This is a genomic window from Alteribacillus bidgolensis, assembly GCF_002886255.1.
Taxonomy (GTDB): Bacteria; Bacillota; Bacilli; order Bacillales; family Marinococcaceae; genus Alteribacillus; species Alteribacillus bidgolensis.
On sequence record NZ_KZ614149.1, the window covers coordinates 2,844,682 to 2,866,705 of the forward strand.

Consider the following 22,024-nt stretch of genomic DNA (forward strand, 5'->3'; position numbering starts at 1 on the left):
CGTTCTTTTTGCTTTACAAAGAAAAAATCTGTTCATTGATGAGGTTAGGCGGACGTTTTCCTTCTAGGACTGCGTCCGCGTTTTCAGCAGCCAGCAAGGACATTCGGTCTTCTGTCTCTGCTGTCGCTGAACCAAGATGCGGAGTAGTCACTACTTTCTCCAATTTTAATAGCGGGTGATCAGAGAACAGTGGTTCTTCTTGAAAAACATCGAGTGCAGCTGCCCGTATTTCTCCATTTTGCAGTGCTTCCACCAATGCCGTTTCCTCCACCGTATGCCCGCGTGAACCATTTACGAAAACGGCACTTTTTTTCATCCGTTTAAACTGTTCGGCTCCCATTAAGTGGCGGGTTTCCGGAGTTAACGGCGTCATCAAACATACATAATCCGATTCTTCGAGCAGTTGATCGAGGTTTCGGTATTCTGCAGCGAATTTTTCTTCAAGTTGTGGTTTACGAGAACGGTTGTGATAAAGAATATGCATATCAAAACCAAAATGAGCCCGTTTTGCTATCGCTTCACCAATCCTGCCCATTCCGATAATCCCTAACGTTTTATGATGCACATCCACACCAAATTTGGTCTCGGACAGCAGGCCTTTCCACTCTCCCTTTTTAACGTACTGATCTAATTCTGGAATACGGCGGGCGGCGGCAAGCAGCAATCCAAAAATGGCATCAGCTGTCGTATCGTTCAGCACATCAGGTGTATTGGTCGCCGCAATCCCGCGCTTCGTTAACTCTTCTATATCGAGGTTATCGTACCCAACCGAGACATTGCTGACCACTTTTAAGTATGGAGCATGATCGAGCATGTCTTTTCCTACTTCGAGTTCTACAACAATAAAAGCAGATGCTTCACTAATTGCCTTTTTGAATGCTTCATTGGAGAGGTCTTCTCCGTTATTAAAATGACTCACTTCATATTTTTCACTCAGCTTGATTCGAGCCTTTTCTCTGACGCGGCCGTACGCTACTATCTTCGGCTTCATGCATTTTCCCCTTCCCTATTTTTTGGACAGCTGATTCGGCACTTTCGGAACGTCGCTTGCCTTGTTCAGCTCTACTTTTCATAGATTTGGCAGTTTTCTGCCAGAAACAACGCTTCTTCCTATTGGTTCAGCTTTTCCCTTTTTTGGGACAGCCTCCTGTCTCTTCTTGCAATGCTCTTATCCTGTCATACGGAGTTTTACTTGCTTCAATCAGCATTTCACTCCTCAGCGATTCAACGCTCTTTTTATTAAGAAGCAGGTAATTTATTCAGCACTACTCTGCATCTTTTTAACCCAGCATCTTCAACGCTTCCTCTATGTCAGTTACAGGATGGTGACAGGTAAAGTTTTCGCATATATATACTGTTGTTTTGCCTTCTACTTGCCGATACGCGGCTGCAAACGGGGCAGCGTCACTAAACCGTTCTGGATTTTCACTTATAAGATAAGTGACTTCAGGATAAAATTCCTGCTGCAGCTGTTCGGTCACCATCTTCGTTTCTTCGTCGTCTGCGTTTGTAAGAACGACTACTTCTTTCATGTGACTATGAAGCAGCAAGTAGCTTTGGAGAAAATACATGTGGCCGCTCGGATATTGTTTCAGCTCTTTTGCAAACGCATCAATTGATTGCCGCGTTTTTTCTTCATACGTCGTTTCACCGGTTAAACGGGCAAGGCGCAATAGCTGAACAGCAGCAACACTGTTACCGGAAGGCATCGCGCCATCATACGTTTCTTTCGGACGCACCAGTAATTCTTCCCCATCTTTTCCATAAAAGAAAAAGCCGCCATTCTCATGGTCCCAGAACAGTTCTATTAACTGATCGCCATAATGCCTTGCTTTTTCCAAATAAGAAAGATTAAGCGAGCTTTCATACAGCTCAATCGCTGCCCACAGCACATTGGCGTAGTCTTCTATAAATCCTTTATGCTTTACTTCGCCATCACGGTAGCGAACCATCAAGCGGTCCTCTGCCGTAAGCTCGTTTTCTATAAACGAGAAAGCTTTTACTGCTTCTTCTAAATAGCGGGGCTCATTAAATACACGAGAAGCTTTGGCTAAAGCAGCAATCATCAATGCGTTCCATGAGGTTAATATTTTGTCATCTTTATGCGGATGCACTCGTTTTTCCCTATGTTCAAATAATTTTTTCCGCCCTTTTTCAAGTGTTTCCTTCACATTTACTGGATCCAGCTTGTGGCTTGCAGCAAAAGCTTCCGGAGATTGGCGGATGAGGTTTGGAATATTATTTCCTTCAAAATTTCCCTCGTCAGTAATATCGTAAACATTGCAAAACAGTTCGCCGTCTTCTTCACCGAGCACTTGTTTTATTTCATCAGGCGTCCATACATAAAATTTTCCTTCTACTCCCTCAGAATCGGCGTCTTCTCCAGAGTAAAAGCCGCCTTTTTCGTCTTGCATATCACGAAGAATATAAGTGAAAATTTCTTCTGCTGTTTCACGGAAGCGGTCTTCACCAATCAATTGATAGGCTTCTGTAAAGGCAATCGCCAAAAGAGCGTTGTCATAAAGCATTTTTTCAAAATGAGGGACAAGCCATTTGTCATCGACCGAGTACCTTGAAAATCCAAAGCCAATATGATCATACATCCCGCCCGCTGCCATGCCTTCTAACGTTTTCAGCGCCATCTTTAATGCTGTTTCATCCTTAAAACACCGGTAATAGCGGAAAAGATACATTAATATGTGAGGCGTTGGAAACTTCGGAGCACCGCCAAACCCGCCATAGTTAATATCAAAATTCTGCCGGAGCTGTTCCAATCCCTTTTTCAGCACTTCTTCTGTTAAATCGGATTGTCCTTCCGCCGTTCGCGGCTGTAATACGTCGGTCATTTTATCGCTGACTTCCTTCACTTTTTCCGGGTCTTCTTGGTATTTATCATACAGCTGGGTTACAACATCAATCATCCCCGGCATCCCGCGCATGCTGTGTTTTGGAAAATACGTCCCGGCATAAAAAGGTTTTTGGTCTGGGGTAACAAACACGTTCAACGGCCAGCCGCCATGACCTGTCATTGCTTGGCAGGCCAGCATATAAATCGAATCAATATCAGGCCGTTCTTCCCGATCCACTTTAATCGCCACAAACCGGTCATTCAGTAATTCTGCCACTTCTTCATCTTCAAAACTTTCCCTTTCCATCACATGGCACCAATGACAAGTCGAATACCCTATACTCACCATAACCGGTTTATTTTCTCGTTTGGCCTTTTCAAATGCCTCTCCGCCCCACGGAAACCAATCAACGGGATTATGTGCGTGTTGCAATAAATAAGGGCTTTTTTCATGAATCAAGCGATTAGCCAACGAAATCATCCTTTCGAAAAACGATTCTATATAAAGTGTACCCGAAAGAAAACAAAGAAAAAACCGAACCCTTTATTTGGACTCGGCTTCTTTTCTAATAAATAAATCAATTACACAAAATAAGGATAATGTAAAAATAAAATAGGTCGGGAATGTTCCGTGTATATTTAAGAAAAAATTGAATAGTAAAAACGGAAATAGAATGATCAAGCAATTTAACTTTGTCTTTATCTTCAATTGCATCTTTAAGGAATATGTGGCACGAAGCATTCCCTAAGGACAACAGTGAATAGGTTTATTCTGTATACGTTCATAAGATATATCTAAGCAACTAAAATTAATATTCCATAGAATCGATTCGACAGATAAAATAAGTCAGATGTCCGCCTTTCCCCTGAATTGTTTTTACATCTTTCCAGGTAATTCCAAAAATAAGGGTTAATTTATCTTTGGTATCCATGGAAAGAACATACCAGGTATCAGGTGTGTCTTTCATGAAAACTTTTTCCCATCTGGTGTAAAAAGTGAAGTCTTTTTCTTCTTCCCAATTCGATGGGACCTCCTGAGCTTCAAGACTCTCGTTCGGATCTATTCCCACCAATGGACTGTTAAACCCCTTCACTCGAAACATCTTGCTGAGAGCTTCGGCTTGTTTACCTTGCTTGTCCACAGCTATAATAGACTGTTTTTGATGTTCGGACTTCAGTGTTCGGAATGCTAAAAACTCCGCAGAATTGTCACGGCCGGATTGAATATATGACTCAGCATAACTGTGTAAATAGTATAGGGGCAGAATTAGAATGACCGCCCATGCCGCCAGTATAACTGTCCCACGCTTTATGTTCCGTTGTTTATGTTTGTCCCTTCTTCCAATCCAAGGCTGTATCCAATCACCAAATCCTACAGCTATAGCAACTAAGCAAAGTGGGAAAAGATAAGCGATGTATCTAGTCCATAAATAAAACTCATATTGATCGTTCAATATAGGAATCACAAGAAGACTCGCTATTACAATCGCCAACAGGAGAGACCCATGACGAAACCTCATTAATCGACGAAAGCCGTGTGTCAAGCCAATGATAAAGAGAATCATGATCAGGAAACTAATCCCATGCAACCATCCTTCTCCGTCAGGAAACGTGCTTGATAAAGATCGGATAAGTTCCATGATCATTTCTAGGATATTTTCAATATAACCTCCAATCGAAAACTCCTGATTTAGTGCATAGTCCTTCCGCTTAACCCAAAGAAACGAGTCTAAAGGTTTTATAATATTATGTATGATCATGTTGCTGTATCCTGCAATAAAAACGACGATTGCTATTCGATAACCGGATTCCCTATAAAAAGCTCGCCACCCCGAATGGGTTATCACATAGAAAACCACTCCTAGTAAAGCGGCTATAACTGAAGGATGAGTCTGCAGGGCTATTGCCCATGTTAAACCAGCTAAAGCCCATAAAGACCGTCTCTTTTGTCCGATTGTCTTTAAGGTAACCAGCACAGCTAAGCTTACAAAGAATGGGGTCGTGACGTTTGCCCATGCCATGTGCGTGACAAAAATATGCATACTGTTAGTGGCTAAAAGTGAAGCCGCGATCATAGCGTGCAGCCGTCCGAACCAATGTCTGGCTATCCAATAACTGACAACTACGGTTCCCGCACTGAGGAGGACTACATATAATCGTGGCAAGTACACACTATATCCGAATAATTTAAATAGTCCGGCTAATACATAATTATGAAATGCCCCGATGTCATGGGACGTATTATGTAAAGGCCAAATTTCACCTCTTGCAATCTGAGCCGATAATTCAACCTCTCTCCACTCGTCAATGAACCGAGGAACATCATACATGTAAGGAATCCGGACGAGAAGCGCAAAAAGAAATAAACTAAAGCTGATTATCCAATCACTTTTTCGGAGTATAAAAGTTCCTTCTTTCTCTTTAGCCTGAGTAATAGTAAGCTGCTTTTCCTTCATCTCAATAACTCCTCCATGCTGCTACAACTTAAGTCGTTTAAAGACTCGCTCTGGAATTGACTTTATAATGAACATGATCATCCACCAAAAACCGGGGACATAAATCACATCATGCTTCTTACGAATGGATTCGTGTACCCTTTTGGCCGCGTCTTCCGGCTGTGCCACTAGAAACAGACCATTCAAGCCATAAGTCATTTTAGTATCAACAAACCCGGGTTTGATGGTAGCCACATGGACTCCCGAAGCATACAATCGATTCCTCAATCCTTGCACATATACAGATAAGGCCCCTTTGGATGATCCGTAAATATAATTACTTTTCCTACCTCGGTCCCCGGCAACGGAGGTTATGACACCGATGAAGCCGCTCCTTTCTCTTTCAAAATAACGGGCAGCCGTTTCTAGTAAGGACACATAAGATGTAAAGTTAACATCTATCATTTTTTTGGCTTTCGTGAAATCATTTTGGGCTGTTTCCTGATCGATCATATATCCGTGGACCAAGAACATCCCGCTAAGTTTTCCGGCTTCCTCCACACAGGATGCAAAGAAGTCGGCGTGTGTATCAAAGGACTCAGCATCGATGGTTTTTACACTGACGGGAACATGATGGCGAATGTGGATATCAGAGGCGATTCTCTCCATTTCTTTTCTATCCCGCGCCGTGAGGACCAAAGGATATTTTTCCTTAGCATATTGATGAGCGAGCGCTTTACCGATCCCTGATGTGGCTCCTATGATTAGAACATGCCTCATCCGATATCCCTCACAATGTTTAACCGCCTGGCCATTGAGGATGAGAAGAGGCCATCGGGATCTATTTTGGCCTTAATTTCTTGAAACGTAGAAAGTTTCGGATACATCCGGGCAAACGTACCAGGAGTCATTAATGAATCCTTCGCTAAATACAAGGCACCTCCATAGCTGAGCACCACTTCATCCAATTCTCGTATAAACGTCAACAACTGTTCGCCACCCCTAAACGGAATATCTAAAGCCAGCGTGTACCCTTTACGCGGAAAACTCAGTAAGCCATTTTCATTCTCACCAAACCTCTTCAAAACACCCAGAAATGAGGAGCACCGTGCTCGACTTAATTTCTGAAGAAGTTTCGTGAGTCCTTGGCGACTCGTTTCAAGGGGGAACACGACTTGATACTGAATAAACCCTGTTTTTCCGTATATGCGGTTCCAACTTAAAATTACGTCCAGCGGATAAAAGAAAGAATCATAGTCAACAAGTACCTCGGAAGTGTTTTTAAAGCGACTATAGTAAAACGAATTAAATGCTTTTATGCTGTAAGGGTTGAGCACAAAAGCAGGCAGGTTGAAAGGCACCTTTAGCTTTCTTCTCTTTTTTAGTGAAAGAGGCTCATTTTTGTCCACCTGCTCTTTTGAAGCATGGTTCCCCAACATAAGTACTGAGCGGCCCATCGAGCGATTTCTCGATATGCAATCGATCCAGGCTACAGAGTATTGATACAGGTCGTCCGTTTCATTGAGCATGTCGATGGCATCGTCGAGATGAGCTGCCTTTTTGTAATCAACCTCAATATAGGACGATTCCACTTTCATTAATTTAATGCGGGCACTGAGAATGATTCCAGTAAGGCCAATCCCTCCCATTGTCGCCCGGAATAATTCTTGATTTTCTTGACGGGAACAGGTCATAATCCCACCGGAAGGAGTAAGCAGTTTAATATCGAGTATATGGTTGGAGATCGAGCCGTCCCTGTGATGATTCTTACCGTGTACATCATTAGCTATGGCTCCGCCAACCGTCACATATTTGGTTCCTGGTGTGACCGGAAGAGTATATCCCCGCGGCAAAAACAATTCAATGATTTCTTTAAACGTAACCCCAGCTTCACATTCCAACACTTGTACCTGATCGTCAAAATAAAGAAAGCGATTAAAACGAGTATGCGAGATAATACCACTTTGCTTATTTAAGGCGGTATCGCCATAGCTTCTTCCCAACCCTCGAGAAATATAGTGAAACTGGTTTTTGGATCGTAATATTTCCTGTAAATCTTTATATTTTTCTGGTCTGTAAATATATCCTGTTTCTTTCGGAAAGTTTGCCCACCCTGATAAAGCACCTTTGATTGATCTGCTCATTTTTACATCGCTCCTAAAAACAACCTAATCAAAAATCGTCCCATTCAGTATAAAAACCGATCATTTTATCTGTTTCTCAGTTTCTGTATAAAACCATCGCTTAAAATTTATAAGTAAAACAGCACTTCCAAGGATGACCCCAAACCAAAGTGTTGCGAATCTGCCCATTACCATTGCAGCTATGGCCTTAGAATGATCAATTCCTAGTCCTATCATTAAACCAGTCATACTGGCTTCCGTTACCCCAAGTCCGCCTGGAAGCATAGACAACGCACCGGCTATGGAAGAGAAGGAAAAAACAAATACGGCTTCCAAAACACTTTGATTCAAGTCGAGTCCCCGAAGCACAAAATAAAAAGAAAGACATTCTAAAAACCAGGAAACTGTACTTATCATTGTGGCATAAAGAATCGTTTTAAACCGCAGGAGCTTATTCGAACTCTCATACAACACTTCTAATCGGCCTGAAATCCAGCTCATGACGGGATATTTCTTAAATTTAATAAAAATACTTTGAACCAATCTTTTATTTTGCACCAAAAAAACAGCTGAAACGAGTATCAGCGAAGTAATGACTAGAAACCAACCTCCGTTGGAAAATCGAGTAATGCCCCAGGCAGCGAGGATAATCATTGCCAAAAGATCCGTGAGCCTTTCAGAAAACACAACCGGAGCTGTCCTGGCAATATCCACTTTCTCCGACGACTTGAGTAAAAAAGATTTCAGAAACTCGCCTGCTTTTCCGGGTGTAATTGCCATAGACATACCGCTGATGAAAATCATAAGGCTGTTTTTTATGGAAATCCGAATCCCTATCGTACGCAGAAACACTTCCCATTTCAAAAACCTCAACAGATACCCCAAAAACGTTAAACTAAAAATTAGTGGCAAGTAATTCCATTCAAAACGGGTAAAGATTCTCTGCAGCACTTTGAAATCGGTCCATAAACCAAAAGCTATGAGAGTAAGCAGGCCTAGAAGTAAACTAATCCATAGTTTATGCTTTATATAAGACGCATTCATTGTTGATAACCCCATCATTACTGCAAATAAATTTTTATGAACATGACGCTGATGCTAAAAAAAATAACCGTAAGCAGAATATGCTTATCCTCAAGCAAAACCCTTTCCGGACTCCCCCCCTCTTGCTTCATGTGAACGAGATACAAATAACGAAAAATACCATAGATAACAAATGGAATCGTCCACATCATATATGCATTCTCCTCTGTGTTCGCCGTATATAGAGAATAAGTAATAATTGTAGCAGCGGTAACAATGGAAATCAGCTGATCCAAAAATTGCAATGAATAATGATCGAGAACTTTTCTTTGCCTTGCTTTATCGCCATTCAACAATTTCAATTCGTGCCTTCTTTTACCCAAAGCAAGAAACAAGGCAAGCAGCATGGTACAAAGGATGAACCAGGAAGTCAAGCCGACATCCACAACAACGGCACCTGTGAAGCCACGGAGGACGAACCCTATAGCGATGATCATGACATCAATAATCACGACATGCTTTAGCCATATGCAATAAAGGATGTTTTTGGCCAAGTAGAATAAAAGAATACCGGCAAATAAAGGAGTAATCCAGTAAGCTGTAATTATGGATAAAATCAATAAAAGAATTCCGAACGAAATAGCAGTCCGGATGCTCAGTGCCCCGGATGCGATTGGACGCTTTGATTTTTCCGGGTGAAGCCGGTCTTTTTCCACGTCAATAATATCGTTAATTATGTACACTGTGCTGGCAGTAAAGGCAAAACAGAAAAAAGCCATAACGGTCGTAACCATCGCTTCGGTTTCAAGGAATTTTTCCGAGAAGACCGGAGCAGCAAAAATAAGCAGGCACTTTGTCCACTGCTTTGGTCTCAGCTGGGCAATCAACGGTTTCAGTAATGTAAACCTCCTTTCATATGGGAACATATTTAATTTATTGAATAATAACTTATACTGCCCTTAATTCTCACAAGAATATTCATGATTCGTATTAAAAAAGCCGAGCCAAAGTTGAAACCGAAACATAGGATTTCAATAAACTTACTCCATTTTGATTTAATTAAGAGAATCAACAAAAAAATAATTTAGTTGTTATTTAGGTATAGATGGATTACTGCTTTTTTAATAATTCTAATGAAAAAGAAGTAAGAGCTAAAAAAGAAAGAACTAAGTACCAGTTACAATAAAAAAGCATTACTGTTCTTTTATATGATTTTTAAGGAAGAAGAGTTTAGGTATTCTTCCTCGGTCACTCCAAAATTATAGTGATATGACAATCTTTCACCTTCCATAGCCTCTGAAACATTGTCTGCAAGGCATTCTTGTATTTTCCTTGAAATAGCATTTACCTCATTAACTTTTTCAGCCTATCACGCCTTTTAATTTCCTATTATGTTTCTTCATGAACAACCAAATAACACCAAGAAAATCGAACACGACAAAGAATATTTTTGGTAGTTGATAAAAGTCTTTAAACTACAATTTGTTAATTCCTTATATGCTCGTTAGTTTCGAACAAAATAATTCACCCAAAAAAATCACCCTGTTACAAAACAGGATGATTTAACGTTCGTACTACGACCTCGGCTGACTTCTGATCGTTCAGCGACCTCTCATGAAGCCGGTTACCGTAAGTGTACGGCATTTCGATCAGACCTCCCCGGGTAAGCGCACAACTTCCTCTCCATGTACCCGCCTCATTTACCAGCCCTTCCCTTTGGTCGTAAGGATTTCGGCTTGTTTTGCAGCCTCGTCCAAGAAAGACGGCCTTGTATGAGAATCGTGTTCCTCGGGTCGGAGATTTGCCTCCAGCTTCCTTCAGATTCCATTTCGCAATGGACACCCTTGCCTTCCGCTAACGGCTACTACGACCTTCGCCGTTCAGGACTTGAACCTTAAAACGTGTACGCATGCCAGGCACACAAAAATAGGTTCAGGCTTTAAAAAAAGCCTGAACCTATACTTGCTCCAATAATAGCACCAATGATGGAGCTTATGATAATGATAAACTTTAGGTTTGATTGCTTAGAGGGAAATTCTATTTTCATTTATATCACCACCAACATGTTGCTGCATATCCTGCAGCCCCTGACGCAGCCCCTCCTGCACCACCGGCTGCTGCTCCGGGACCAGCTCCTACACCACCTGCGAATGATCCAGTGATTGCACCTCCGACTGCACCACCAACACCAGCAGATACAACAGCTTTACCTAATCCAGACCAACTACAAGACTTTACTTGAACATCACCTGCATCTTGTTGAGGTGGTTCGTAGTTTTCACCAGGGACGATAACGCTTTTCTCTTCATCATATGAAACAATATCTTTCTTTATATCATTATTAATTTGAGCAATACCCAATTTAAATACTTTATAAACGTCTTTGCCAAATTTTGATTTTACTGCTTTGGCATCCATCGTTAAATGTCCTTTTTTATTCGTTTCGATATATTCTCCCACTTCATTGGCTACGGATTCGACTTCCTCATACAACGCGTCATCAATATACAATGAGAAATCTTCATCCTTTTGTAACTCTTCCAAATCATAGCCTGGTCCTACATTTGCTTTTGCCTCCTCACTTTTAGCAGAAACTTGTCCATAAAAAGGATTCATTAACAGCAAGGTAAAAGTCAATGCTACAATACATCTCCAAAGGTTTTTTCTCACCTGCGTCTCCCCCTTGTTTCATTTTCCCAATGTTATTTTATCAGGAGGACTAGGCAAGCTCATGATTATATGGTTTGTTTTTTCCATTTATTTCTTTAAATGAAAACGGCTGAAGAAAGGAAGGTCTTATGTCTTTTTACTCCACCTATGTACAAACGATATACAATTCATGAGCCTCCCTCTTCTATCTGTCGCCACCTAGAAATAAACATTTCTGTCAACGGTACCGCACTGGAGCAAAGCGAAAGGACGATCACCCAATGAAAAATTCATTTTAATTACTGGTAACCGCAGCCATTGCCTTTGGGTTCATTTTTGTATATCAACGATCCTTTCTTTTATCCTTTTTTCTTGAATAACGAGAACAGCTAAAATTTGACCACACAACAAAAATAAAAATATCTAACACATCATCTCAAAGTTAGCCAAACTATGGTTTGGAATAAAACTTATAGTAGAACCGAAGACCCCATTACAATTACAACGATAAAAGAGAAAACAATCCCACTTATCCATGCAAGGTAATTTTAACCCGCTATCCAATTGCCACCATAGAATATCAAAGACAGCGTAATCCCTACTGAAATCGTAAACAATAAGCAATGCCAATCATTGACTGATTGTAAGCATTTTCAGTTTTCCCTTGATTTTAAAGAAAATATAAACAATAACAAAGAATAAAATGAATGAAAAAAATCAGACATATAAAATCCAAAATCTTGATAAATAAAAAGATATAACGAACGGTGATTCCCACTTTAACAATTATCTCAAGTCTTCATAATTCGTACAATAAGCCCGAATATCGCCTTTAAAAAGGAAAAAGCACTACCCTTATTCAAGGATAGCGCCTCGTTTCTGGAACATACCTTGTATCAACACTAAGCTTCTTAAACAAAAAGCTTGGCTTAGACAAAACAAAACGTTTTGATTTCCTATAATTGATTTAGTAAGTCAGTGATTTTGTCTTTTAATGGCGGAATCTCTTTTTCAACCACATTCCAAACGATGCCGTTATCCACTTGTTATGCACTCTAAAATATGAGTCTTGTCATCTTTCATAGTTGTATGGCTCCATTTAACACGTATATATAATAAGTATGATAAACCACAGTTTATTAACATATTGTTACTGATTAAATCCCTATTCTGGAATAACGGCAATCAACATGGTATAACGTTTCACTGATTGGATATCCTCTTATTTTGACCTTATCGGTCCGGAACTCCCCATTTAATAATTATTCCGGTATATGTAAGCCCTCCGCCAAAACCATATAAGACAACCGTATCTCCATAATGTAATTTTTGTTCTTTTATCCCAAGGTCGAGTGCTAATGGTATCGATGCCGATGAGGTGTTTCCCATTTTTTTAACACTATATAATGTATTGTCCATACTAATATGTGATTTTTCACAAATGGATTCAATCATTCTTAAATTTGCACTATGAGGTACAAACCAGTCAATGTCTTCCGTTCTTAAATGGGCTTTCTCTAACAAAGTTTGTAAACCTATTGGAACCGATCGTACTGCCCACTTGTATACTTCACGTCCATTTTGAACCATATTTCCATCGCCAAGCAACTTCATACCATTCATTTCTTTTGACAAGCCAGAACGATAAAGATGAATTCCACCTTCGCCATTCGTTCCCAGAACGGAAGAAATAAAACTTGGATTTTCCTCATCGTATTCGACTAAAACTGCACCAGCCCCATCACCGAACAGAACACAAGTTGACCGATCAGTATAATCTGTAGCTTTCGATAAGGTTTCTCCCCCAATCACCAATATTTTTTTGTGGAGACCGGAAGAGATTAGTCCATTGGCTACATGCAAACCATATGTAAATCCGGCACATGTAGCATTCAAATCAAAAGCACCGGTACTCTTCATCTTGAATGTTTCTTGTAATTGACAAGCTACGCTTGGAAATACAAAATCTGCTGTAGTTGTGGAAACGATAATTAAGTCTACATCATCAACGGTTTTATCGTAATTTTGCATTAAATTTTTCACGGCTTTAATACATAAATCCGATGTAAATTCATTTTCACTAGTGATACGTCTTTCCTTCATCCCTGTTCTTTGAACGATCCACTCATTATTTGTATCAACAATATTTTCTAAGTCTGCATTAGATAAAACACGTTCTGGAATATAAGAGCCAATCGCAGTAATACGAGCTTTTGATTGAGTCATCTAATTCACTCCCTCAACACATGTTATTCATATTTTAACACTTGATATTATTATCTGATACTAATTGTATGTTAAAAAAACAGTATATTAATAAATTCATTTTAAAAGGGCTAATTGCAATTAAGATTAAGGAAGTGTTGCTTATTTTCAATAAAATGGCTATATACACAAGAAAGAGCGCCATTCTTACTTAAGAAAAGCGCCCCTTTAATGAAAATAACACTTTTAAAATAAATTTCTGCACATATGAAGTACTCGTTCAAGATCATGTTTATGTAAAATACCTATATGACGTTTTAATTCAGATCCATGCACTGAAATAATTTTGAAGTACGTGCCACAGGTGGTTTTAATAACCCAGATTCTTTCCAATATTCCAAACAAAAATAATGCCCTGCTAGAATAGCTTTCTTTATTTCAGCTATTTTACAGAAGATTGAAAAGAAAAAAGAATCAGGGCTCACAAGCTCTGATTCCTAGGTAAAATCCAAATTTATTTGCATTTAAAGTTCCGGATCGCGATTGCAATCCTTAGAATAGACATATGTTAGCGGCTCTCTTCCTACTGAATAAGCAGCCTGGTGAACGTAGGGGCCCATGAAAATATAATCACCTTTTTTCACCGGAATCCATTCATTATTAAGATTATACATTCCTTCTCCTGATAATAAGTAAGCACCATGCTCCTGTACATGTGTTTCAATAAATGGGTGACTTGCTGCAGGATCAAATGATAGAATATGGAAGTTCATGTCAAAATCTAAATCTGTTGGTAAAAGATCCTTAATATGCACATTATGCATATCATCATAATCTCTAAATTCGATGTGATTGGCATGACCTGAAACAACCCATGGCTTTCGTCCCTCGAGAGGTTTGTATTTTTGCTTGTAGAGGAATAGCCTTGAGTCTTCTTCAATAAGGTTTTCTAAATACATCTTTGTCCCCGGCGGGCAATACAAATAGCCACTTTCTTCTAGGATGAAGTTTTGCTCCTCAACTGATACTTTCACTTTACCTCCTAAGACATAAACAAAGCTTTCGACATCTTTTTGACCGCAAAAACCATCGCTATTTTTTCCGTCCTTATGCATCGTCACCATATAATCAACAAAGCTTGCCCCTAGCTTAGGAGAACCTAAAACGGAAATGGTACAATTTTCAAATCCAGGGATAACATTGTTCACTAAACCCTCGGGCGCAATAAGTGCATATAGGCCATGTTTTATGATAGACCTGCTTGAAAGTAAATCTTTAGGATAACCCATGATAAACATCTCCTTGTGTCATTTCATTATTTATTCTTTATAAGCTAGTTCATAAAGGGTACCAATCAGTGCTTTTACACCTTCTGCTAAATCTTCTGGTTCTGTATGTTCTGCCGGATTATGGCTGATTCCTTTATGGCTTGGTACAAACAGCATCGCCGTCGGAACAACTGGTGCAAAAATCTGTGCATCGTGTCCGGCACCACTGTGCATCATTTTATAATTCAAATCATTTACATTACATACAGTTTCAATGACTTTTACTATTTTCGCGTCCATTGGTACAGGGTCTATATCCAGCCACATATCGATTTCAGCTTCTACATCATGCTCTTTTGCACGCGTGGCAATGGTATTCTTCACTTTATTTGTATACTGGACAATTTCGTTTTTATCAATATGCCGGACATCAATGGTAAAGTTTGTTTTCCCTGGCACCACATTAACCATGTTCGGTTTCACTTCAATATTGCCAACCGTGGTCACTAGTGGATCCCCAACCTCCTTTGCCATTGTAATAATCTCAGAAATCATTTGACTAGCGGCGTAAACAGTATCCCTTCTATGACCCATTGGTGTTGTTCCAGCGTGATTTGAGTCGCCTGTTAGTTGTACACTAAAGCGTCTTTGTCCAACAATACTTTGTACGATACCAACAGATTTCTTTTCTGCTTCCAAGATACTACCTTGTTCAACATGGATTTCAACAAAGGATTTTACATCTTTACGCATACCTTTTGATTCATCTTTAAAGTGGAAGCCTGTCTCTTTCATGGCCTCTTCAAACGAAATCCCGTTAAAATCAGCAATGGTCTCCACATCTTTTTGCTTTGCTATGCCCACAATGTTTTTAGATCCCCAAAAAGTATATGGAAATCGACTGCCCTCTTCTTCGGCCATGGATACTACTTCAAGATTACGTAATGGCTGGCCATACTTTTCTTTTAAATAGTTGATGGCGATAATCCCCGCCACAATTCCATATTGTCCATCATATAATCCTCCGTTTTTTACGGTATCTATATGGGAACCCGTTAAAATAGTTTCATCCGATTTTGTACCAATTAAGGTTCCAAATAAATTTCCTACTTCATCAAAGCGAGCTTCAAACCCTTCTTTTTCTAACCATGCTTTAACGGCGTTTTGGGCTTCCACCCACGACTTTGAATAAAGTAAGCGTGAGACTCCGCCATCGGGGTCGTTTCCAAACTTCCCAAGATCATGTAACTTTCTAACTATCTCTTCTTTCAACCCTTCCATTTCTACCTTCCCCTTCATAAAACTTAGAAGAATTATATAATGAAACCGCCTTACATATTTTATTTCGTTACTAAAAGTTTACGCTATTTTAGCACCGGGGTCATTATCAGTAATAAATAAAATTTATATCTGTTTTTATGAAAAATTGACAATATACACTTTTCAATTTTTTACTATATTATTAAAAAAGCAAGTTAATAAAAGGCAGTTGAGACAAACTCCACAGCCCTCCACTTTAGTCTTAAAGGACATATGTTCATATCTTTCCTTTTTACTTATACTGTTTCTTGAGCTCTCTTTTTAAAATCCCCATTCTTAAAGACCAGTTCCCCATTGATAAGCGTTGTAATGATCTTTCCATTAAATGTTTTACCCACATATGGAGAATGCTGGTGACGATAAAATAGGTCCTCTCTTTTTAATTCAAAGCTTTCATTAAGGTTAACAATAGCAAGGTCTGCATCACTGCCTACTGAAATGGTTCCTTTATTTGGAAAGAGACCAAAAAGCTTAGCTGGATTTGTCGCTGTTAATTGAACAATTTTTTCTAATGGGAGAGCACGTTTAACATACCCTTCTGTTAACATGACATTCAAGGTAGACTGCGCACCGGAAATACCACCCCATGCTTTAAAATAATCTCCGTCCTGTATTTCCTTCATATGAGGTGGTGCTGGTGAGTGGTCTGATGCAATCACATCAATTTCACCGTTCGCCACTGCATTCCATAGACCTTCCACTTCATTTTCTTCACGTAGTGGAGGACAGCATTTTGCCACCCCTCCTTTCTGTTCTAAGTCTTTAATAGTTAAAGACAAATAATGAGGACAGGTTTCAACAGTGACGTCTACCCCTCTTAGTTTAGCTTCGTTTATAACTTCAACCACTTTTCTACTGCTGGCATGTACAATATGTAGTTTACAGCCGGTTGCTTCTGCATAAGAAATAATTCTTCTAACCGCTTCTATTTCAGATATAATTGGGCGAGATTCTACAAAATCCCTTGCAGATGTTTTGCCTTCTGCTATTTTTTCCTGAGCAAGCTGATCACAAATAACAGTACTTTCAGCGTGAACTGCTAATAAAGATCCTAATCTTGCAATCTCGTTCATTCCTTTAAAAATGGTAACATCATCTACATGATTAAAATCTGTGATTCCGCTTGGGGACATGAAAGCCTTAAAACCAAGGACGCCATCTTCGAAAAGATCCTTTAAATCATTAATATTTTCTGGAACAAGTCCACCCCAGAACCTAGCATGCACCAAGGAATTTTTTTCTGCTGCGGCCTTTTTCAATGCTAAATTCTTTTTATTAATGGCAGGTGGAGTACTATTTAATGGCATATCAATAAAGGTAGTGACTCCGCCCCCGGCCAAGCTCCTGCTTCCTGTTTCAAGGCCTTCCCATTCCGTTCTTCCTGGTTCATTAAAATGAACATGCGTGTCTATTAAGCCAGGGAATATATGAAGGCCATCGGCATTGATTTCACTTTTAGCTATAGCTTTAAGAGATTGACCAGCAGATGTTTCGGCAATTTTCCCATCTTTAATAGCAATATCTCCTTGAATTATTGTCTCTGCTGTTACAATATTACCGTTTCTAATAATTAAATCGTATTTTGACATCGATCTCACCTCCTAAATGAATAAAAACATAGGGGGCTGCCCCATAAGTCAGTTCTCAGCAAACGCAACTGGAATATACTCGCTTTCACCCTCAGGGCACAAGTGCGACATCTACTCCAACTCTCTTTTATCGTTCTCGTAGTGTCTTCTTTGCAGTGGGCAACGGTTCAGCCTCCTCGTGAGCAAACCCTTCACTGCGGAGGCTTCACACTACTGCCCTGTTTCCCCTCAGGAGTCTCGCATATTCCAGTTGCTAGATGGTTTTAATACCCTAAACTAACCTTTTGAGACAGCCTCTCTTTTTTCTAATTTATTGATTAGCTTTCATCAACAGATTTATCGTTGCTGTCAAATATGGTACCCTTTTTAAAATTCGAATCTTTGAATGCTAACTTCATTAGAAGAATATAGGAAATACTTCCAACAATCAGCCCGATAATCCATGCTAGCTCCACAGCTATAAAGGCTCCTCCAGCACCGATTAGCATTGCAAGCACTGCGGCTGGATTAAACCCGGAAAATGGACCGTCTTTCTTATATAAATCTGGAACATTAATTTTTTGCCTTCTTAATATATAGTATTCAACTAATAAAATACCAACAATCGGGCCTAAAAATGCGGAGTAGATTAGAATGAAAACGCCTAGACCCTCTGCTGAAGAATCCTTGACTAGCACCCAAGGAAACGAACCTAGAGCAAGCAGCCCAGTCATAACAACAGCAGGCTTATATTTCAATTTCGTAAGCAACGTAATTACATAGGTTGGAGCAATAATATTGGCAACCATGTTTACACCAATCACACCTAAAACAATGAAAGCGGATACAAAAACGGTAATATAGGGGTTATCTACAACGATGGCAAACGCTTTCACCGGGTTAGAATTTCCTGTTACAGATGCTAGCATTGCTCCGACTGTTAAAGTCAAGCCATATGCTATTAAGATAGGAAAGAAGTATAAGAACCCTCTTTTTGAATCACTGATACCGGATTTCAACTCTCTTGAATAGTCCCCCGCGCTTAAAAAGATTGCTGCATAATTTCCCATAAACATCATGATAAAAGAAAAGAACGGTAACCCCCATGTACCTTTTGCCTGAACCCAGTTTTCTGTAATAGTCTGACTATGAGATGTTAGAAGAATACCTAGAGCATAAATCAGCGCTAAACCAATAACAACGGCTACAAGTGTTTCTACCCATTTTATCGCATGGAAGCCGTACAACGATAGCCAAGTTTGTAAGAGCTGAAGAGCGAGAAAGCAAATGAAAATGTTATCAAAGCTACCACCCGTGGCAATTTTTGCAATTTCATTTAAGGCAGTACCACCAATCCAACTTTGAAAACCGTACCAAACGATGGCAGGAATCCCGCGTAGAAGGGATGAAATGATAGCACCTTTCTCCCCAAAAGACATTCTCAGCTGTACAACATATGGTATTCCTGTTCTGTAACCGACTCTGTCATTTAAAGCAAAAACAGTGGAAATGATACAAATGGCAATGATAGCAGCCGCAAGTGTTTGAAAGAGGTTTAGTGTTGCAGCTCCCGCTACAACCAAGCTTGCTCCAAGCGTCATATTCCCTAAGTTTACCCCGTCACCAATCCACATAAATATATAGTCTAACTTTCCTACTTTTCTTTCTTCTTCGGTTGCCGGCTGTAGTGATTCATCCACAGTCGTGTCAGGCTGGACCGGAGTCTCTACCGTAGCCTGCTCCAAATGCTCCAAATTTGTCGACATCGTTCACTCATCTCCTGTTCATTGTTTTCTGTACCTCTTTAGATTGATTAACGAATTATTAATGCTAAAAGGAAGAGCCTCTGCTTAGAAAACATTTCTTTTCTGGTGTGTGTTCAAAAAGGAGGACAAAAAGCTTCGTCATCGACTAAAAACGTGACGTCCTGTCGTTACGCCGATACTTCGAGGCGGACTTCCACAGGAAGTGGTGACTTCTGCGTTGCGAACAGAACGATCTCGACCTTAGCATAAGATCCTCTCAAAAGCAGAGGCATGTTTTTAACTGAGCAACGGAGAAGCAACCTAACGAAGGTAGCTAAGTCCCGGCGCGTCCGTGGCGAACCCCGTATCAGTACATCGTGTACAAGTAAATTCGACAGCGATTTTTTCGGAACTTTTTAAGAACAACCTCTTGTAGTGATTTGTAGGTTTATCACATTTGTTGTTTTAAGCTATTGTTTTTTATGCTCTTTTCCTGTTAGCAATTGTGGAATTTAGGCTGATGTAGTTTTAATTTTTTTATTGGAGGTAATCAGTTGCCCAACAGGTTCTCCAACAATCCCTTCATTAACGTCAAACATAAGGTTTCCGCGGACAAAAGTTTTGGTTACCCGACAATTAATTTTTCTTCCAATATAAGGGCTGTGTTGATGGCGGTAATAAAGATCATCTTTTTGAACAACATAAGATTGGTTAGGATTCACAAGGATGATATCGGCATCTTTGGATACAGCAATTTCCCCTTTATTTCCGAAATTAAATCGTTGTGCAGGTTTTTTGGCAATCATCCGGACAAAATCAGTTACTGGAATATTTCGCTTCATAACAGCTTCGTCAAACATAAGATCAACATTGTTTTGGCAGCCTGTAATACCGCCCCATACTTCAAAAATATTATTTGTTTCACTATATTTCATTTCAGGTGGACACGGGGAATGGTCGGAAGTAAGCATATCAATTTTACCTTCCGTCAGCCGTTCCCAAAGCTTGTTTTGTTCTGCTTCATCCCGCAATGGAGGCGCACACTTGGCAACTGAACCAATTTCCTCAAATTGAGATGTGGTCATGGTCAAAAAATGCGGACAAGTTTCAAGGGTGACATCTTGACCTTCGTTTCTTGCTTTCGTGATTTCCTCTACCGCTTCAGCCGTACTGATATGAACAAAATGTAGTTTACAACCGGTTTCTTTTGCTAAAAACAATGCTCTTTTTACTGAAAGCACTTCCGTAAATGCCGGCCGTGAAGCCACATAATCTGATGGGGTTATTTTTCCTTGTTTCTCGAATTCCTGTCCCATTCGATCTGTAATCTCTGCATTTTCAGCATGGATGGATAAAATATGACCGAGCTGTTCCAATTTCTTCATCCCCATATATAACGTATAATCATCAACGTTTACGAAATCCTCAGGGATATCCGACCCACAAGTAGACATGAAGCATTTATAGGCTACAACGCCTTCATTTGAAAGCTCTTCTAATTTGCCGAGATTACCAGGAACCAGACCACCGTATAACGCATAATCGATATAGTTCTTCTCCTTAGCGGCTGCCTTTTTTAAATCTAATGATTTTTTATCCACTGTAGCTGGAAGCGCATTCAAAGGCATGTCTACATAGCTTGTCGTTCCCCCAGCTGCCAACGCTTTTGTGCCAGTGATAAAACCTTCCCATTCTGTTCTCCCCGGCTCACAAATGTGAACGTGAGTGTCAATCATACCTGGCATCACATACTGCCCTTGCGCATTTATAACCTGATGAGTTTCTACGTCAAGGTTTTTTGCAATGGCTGAAATTTTTCCATCTTTAACGGCTACATCGATTTTTCTCACTTCATCATCGAAAACAACATTACCGTTTTTAATTATTAGATCGTATTTCATTTTTTCCTCCTGTGGATATTATTTTCAGTTTAGGTTTACGATTCCGTTTATTTCATAACTTCAGTAAAAAATGGCATTCTTGAAAAAATGAATAAAGGCCAACCTTTAGTAAATAAAGGATAACTAACCGCTAAAGGTTGTTATCTTCCTGCTTAGGGTTTTAACCTCTGTACTATAACAATATTATAAACTATTATAAAATCAAAAGTCATTAGCAAAAATAGACAATATTCACAATATTCTTTTGTTCAGCATAAACTATTTGATGGTAGATACTATTTTCACCGTTAATGACACCTTAGAAAAACTCGGCTTGCCGCCGAGTCCTTATGGCGGAAGTCGTAGTTTTGTATACTATGGTCCTTTAACTAAGTTAAACATTCCTAAAGTATAAAAAAAGCAATCTGACTTCACATGGTGTGAATCAGATTGCCAAAATTTATTAAGAAGCAAAACTACTCTTCTTTAGGTAGAACTACATCCATTGGAAGAGGTCCTGCGACCCCAACAAAAATGAAGCGCTCGTTCCCAGTATTTCTCATACCATGTTGTTGACCAGGGTAAGAAATAATCATATCACCTTTCGTAATTTCTACTTCTTCGCCATCTCCAGGATAGAAAATTCCTGTTCCTTGAATACAAATCCAAAGGTCGTCAGAAGTTGTATGCCAATGTTTATAGACTTCTTGACCTGGTTCTAAGCACCATACAGCACCAGCCGTTTTGTCAGTTTCATAAAAAATGGTCTTTTTACCTTGGTTTGGGTCAAACTGTGCAACCTCATCAAGCTTGAAAAATCTTTTTTTTAGGATTTTTTCTTTTGTTTCATTTACCATTTTAGATTGCTCCCTTCACACATTTTCATTGATATAATTTAATTTTTATGGCTCCTATTCCCCATTAATGACGAACCGGAAATTGATTAGACAGTATATTGCA

Annotated in this window: 15 protein-coding genes; all 15 read right to left on the reverse strand. The window is 39.7% G+C overall.

Features of this window, described 5'->3' with window-relative positions; translation table 11 throughout:
* Positions 1-13: 13 nt before the first annotated feature.
* The 15 genes from CEF16_RS14130 to CEF16_RS14200 all read right to left on the reverse strand — a co-directional run bounded on the left by CEF16_RS14130 (position 14) and on the right by CEF16_RS14200 (position 21,921).
* Positions 14-991, reverse strand: coding sequence for a 2-hydroxyacid dehydrogenase (locus CEF16_RS14130; protein ID WP_091587006.1), 978 nt, complete (start codon positions 989-991; stop codon positions 14-16).
* Between the two features lie 289 nt (positions 992-1,280).
* On the reverse strand, positions 1,281-3,329 hold the full coding sequence (locus CEF16_RS14135) for a thioredoxin domain-containing protein (RefSeq protein ID WP_091587007.1): 2,049 nt from the start codon (positions 3,327-3,329) through the stop codon (positions 1,281-1,283).
* A 328-nt stretch (positions 3,330-3,657) separates the two neighbouring features.
* The gene (locus CEF16_RS14140) at positions 3,658-5,304 is read right to left on the reverse strand and encodes a glycosyltransferase family 39 protein (RefSeq protein ID WP_091587008.1); all 1,647 of its coding nucleotides are present in this window, start codon (positions 5,302-5,304) and stop codon (positions 3,658-3,660) included.
* A 21-nt stretch (positions 5,305-5,325) separates the two neighbouring features.
* Positions 5,326-6,063 (reverse strand): SDR family oxidoreductase, encoded by a 738-nt coding sequence (locus tag CEF16_RS14145; RefSeq protein ID WP_091587009.1) that lies wholly within the window; start codon positions 6,061-6,063, stop codon positions 5,326-5,328.
* Positions 6,060-7,427: an FAD-binding oxidoreductase gene (locus CEF16_RS14150; protein ID WP_245917879.1), complete on the reverse strand. Its 1,368-nt coding sequence runs from the start codon at positions 7,425-7,427 to the stop codon at positions 6,060-6,062. Before CEF16_RS14150 ends, CEF16_RS14145 begins: the two co-directional genes overlap by 4 nt.
* 60 nt (positions 7,428-7,487) lie before the next feature.
* A complete protein-coding gene (locus CEF16_RS14155; RefSeq protein WP_170031954.1) occupies positions 7,488-8,450 on the reverse strand; it encodes a lysylphosphatidylglycerol synthase transmembrane domain-containing protein in 963 nt (320 codons plus the stop codon).
* A 17-nt stretch (positions 8,451-8,467) separates the two neighbouring features.
* The gene (locus CEF16_RS14160; RefSeq protein ID WP_245917880.1) at positions 8,468-9,316 is read right to left on the reverse strand and encodes a decaprenyl-phosphate phosphoribosyltransferase; all 849 of its coding nucleotides are present in this window, start codon (positions 9,314-9,316) and stop codon (positions 8,468-8,470) included.
* 1,165 nt (positions 9,317-10,481) lie between these two features.
* Positions 10,482-11,099: a hypothetical protein gene (locus CEF16_RS23820; RefSeq protein WP_170031398.1), complete on the reverse strand. Its 618-nt coding sequence runs from the start codon at positions 11,097-11,099 to the stop codon at positions 10,482-10,484.
* A 1,212-nt stretch (positions 11,100-12,311) separates the two neighbouring features.
* Positions 12,312-13,304 (reverse strand): ketoacyl-ACP synthase III, encoded by a 993-nt coding sequence (locus CEF16_RS14170; protein WP_091587013.1) that lies wholly within the window; start codon positions 13,302-13,304, stop codon positions 12,312-12,314.
* 503 nt (positions 13,305-13,807) lie between these two features.
* The gene (gene allE / locus CEF16_RS14175) at positions 13,808-14,572 is read right to left on the reverse strand and encodes a (S)-ureidoglycine aminohydrolase (RefSeq protein WP_091587014.1); all 765 of its coding nucleotides are present in this window, start codon (positions 14,570-14,572) and stop codon (positions 13,808-13,810) included.
* A gap of 30 nt (positions 14,573-14,602) precedes the next feature.
* The gene (gene allC, locus CEF16_RS14180) at positions 14,603-15,832 is read right to left on the reverse strand and encodes an allantoate deiminase (protein WP_091587015.1); all 1,230 of its coding nucleotides are present in this window, start codon (positions 15,830-15,832) and stop codon (positions 14,603-14,605) included.
* A gap of 275 nt (positions 15,833-16,107) precedes the next feature.
* Positions 16,108-17,460 carry an allantoinase gene (locus tag CEF16_RS14185; RefSeq protein ID WP_091587016.1) on the reverse strand — a complete coding sequence of 451 codons (1,353 nt, stop codon included), beginning with the start codon at positions 17,458-17,460 and terminating at the stop codon, positions 16,108-16,110.
* Between the two features lie 317 nt (positions 17,461-17,777).
* Positions 17,778-19,205: an NCS1 family transporter gene (locus tag CEF16_RS14190; protein WP_091587017.1), complete on the reverse strand. Its 1,428-nt coding sequence runs from the start codon at positions 19,203-19,205 to the stop codon at positions 17,778-17,780.
* Positions 19,206-19,696: 491 nt separating this feature from the next.
* A complete protein-coding gene (gene allB / locus CEF16_RS14195) occupies positions 19,697-21,085 on the reverse strand; it encodes an allantoinase AllB (RefSeq protein WP_091587018.1) in 1,389 nt (462 codons plus the stop codon).
* Positions 21,086-21,540: 455 nt separating this feature from the next.
* Positions 21,541-21,921, reverse strand: a complete 381-nt coding sequence (locus tag CEF16_RS14200; RefSeq protein ID WP_091587019.1) for a cupin domain-containing protein — start codon at positions 21,919-21,921, stop codon at positions 21,541-21,543.
* Between the last annotated feature and the right edge of the window lie 103 nt (positions 21,922-22,024).

Bases quoted from the DNA above. Each gene is read 5' to 3' on its own strand.
- CEF16_RS14130 (WP_091587006.1), bottom strand. From the start codon at position 991: ATGAAGCCGAAGATAGTAGCGTACGGCCGCGTCAGAGAAAAGGCTCGA.
- CEF16_RS14135 (WP_091587007.1), bottom strand. From the start codon at position 3,329: ATGATTTCGTTGGCTAATCGCTTGATTCATGAAAAAAGCCCTTATTTA.
- CEF16_RS14140 (WP_091587008.1), bottom strand. From the start codon at position 5,304: ATGAAGGAAAAGCAGCTTACTATTACTCAGGCTAAAGAGAAAGAAGGA.
- CEF16_RS14145 (WP_091587009.1), bottom strand. From the start codon at position 6,063: ATGAGGCATGTTCTAATCATAGGAGCCACATCAGGGATCGGTAAAGCG.
- CEF16_RS14150 (WP_245917879.1), bottom strand. From the start codon at position 7,427: ATGAGCAGATCAATCAAAGGTGCTTTATCAGGGTGGGCAAACTTTCCG.
- CEF16_RS14155 (WP_170031954.1), bottom strand. From the start codon at position 8,450: ATGAATGCGTCTTATATAAAGCATAAACTATGGATTAGTTTACTTCTA.
- CEF16_RS14170 (WP_091587013.1), bottom strand. From the start codon at position 13,304: ATGACTCAATCAAAAGCTCGTATTACTGCGATTGGCTCTTATATTCCA.
- allE (WP_091587014.1), bottom strand. From the start codon at position 14,572: ATGGGTTATCCTAAAGATTTACTTTCAAGCAGGTCTATCATAAAACAT.
- allC (WP_091587015.1), bottom strand. From the start codon at position 15,832: ATGGAAGGGTTGAAAGAAGAGATAGTTAGAAAGTTACATGATCTTGGG.
- CEF16_RS14185 (WP_091587016.1), bottom strand. From the start codon at position 17,460: ATGTCAAAATACGATTTAATTATTAGAAACGGTAATATTGTAACAGCA.
- CEF16_RS14190 (WP_091587017.1), bottom strand. From the start codon at position 19,205: ATGTCGACAAATTTGGAGCATTTGGAGCAGGCTACGGTAGAGACTCCG.
- allB (WP_091587018.1), bottom strand. From the start codon at position 21,085: ATGAAATACGATCTAATAATTAAAAACGGTAATGTTGTTTTCGATGAT.
- CEF16_RS14200 (WP_091587019.1), bottom strand. From the start codon at position 21,921: ATGGTAAATGAAACAAAAGAAAAAATCCTAAAAAAAAGATTTTTCAAG.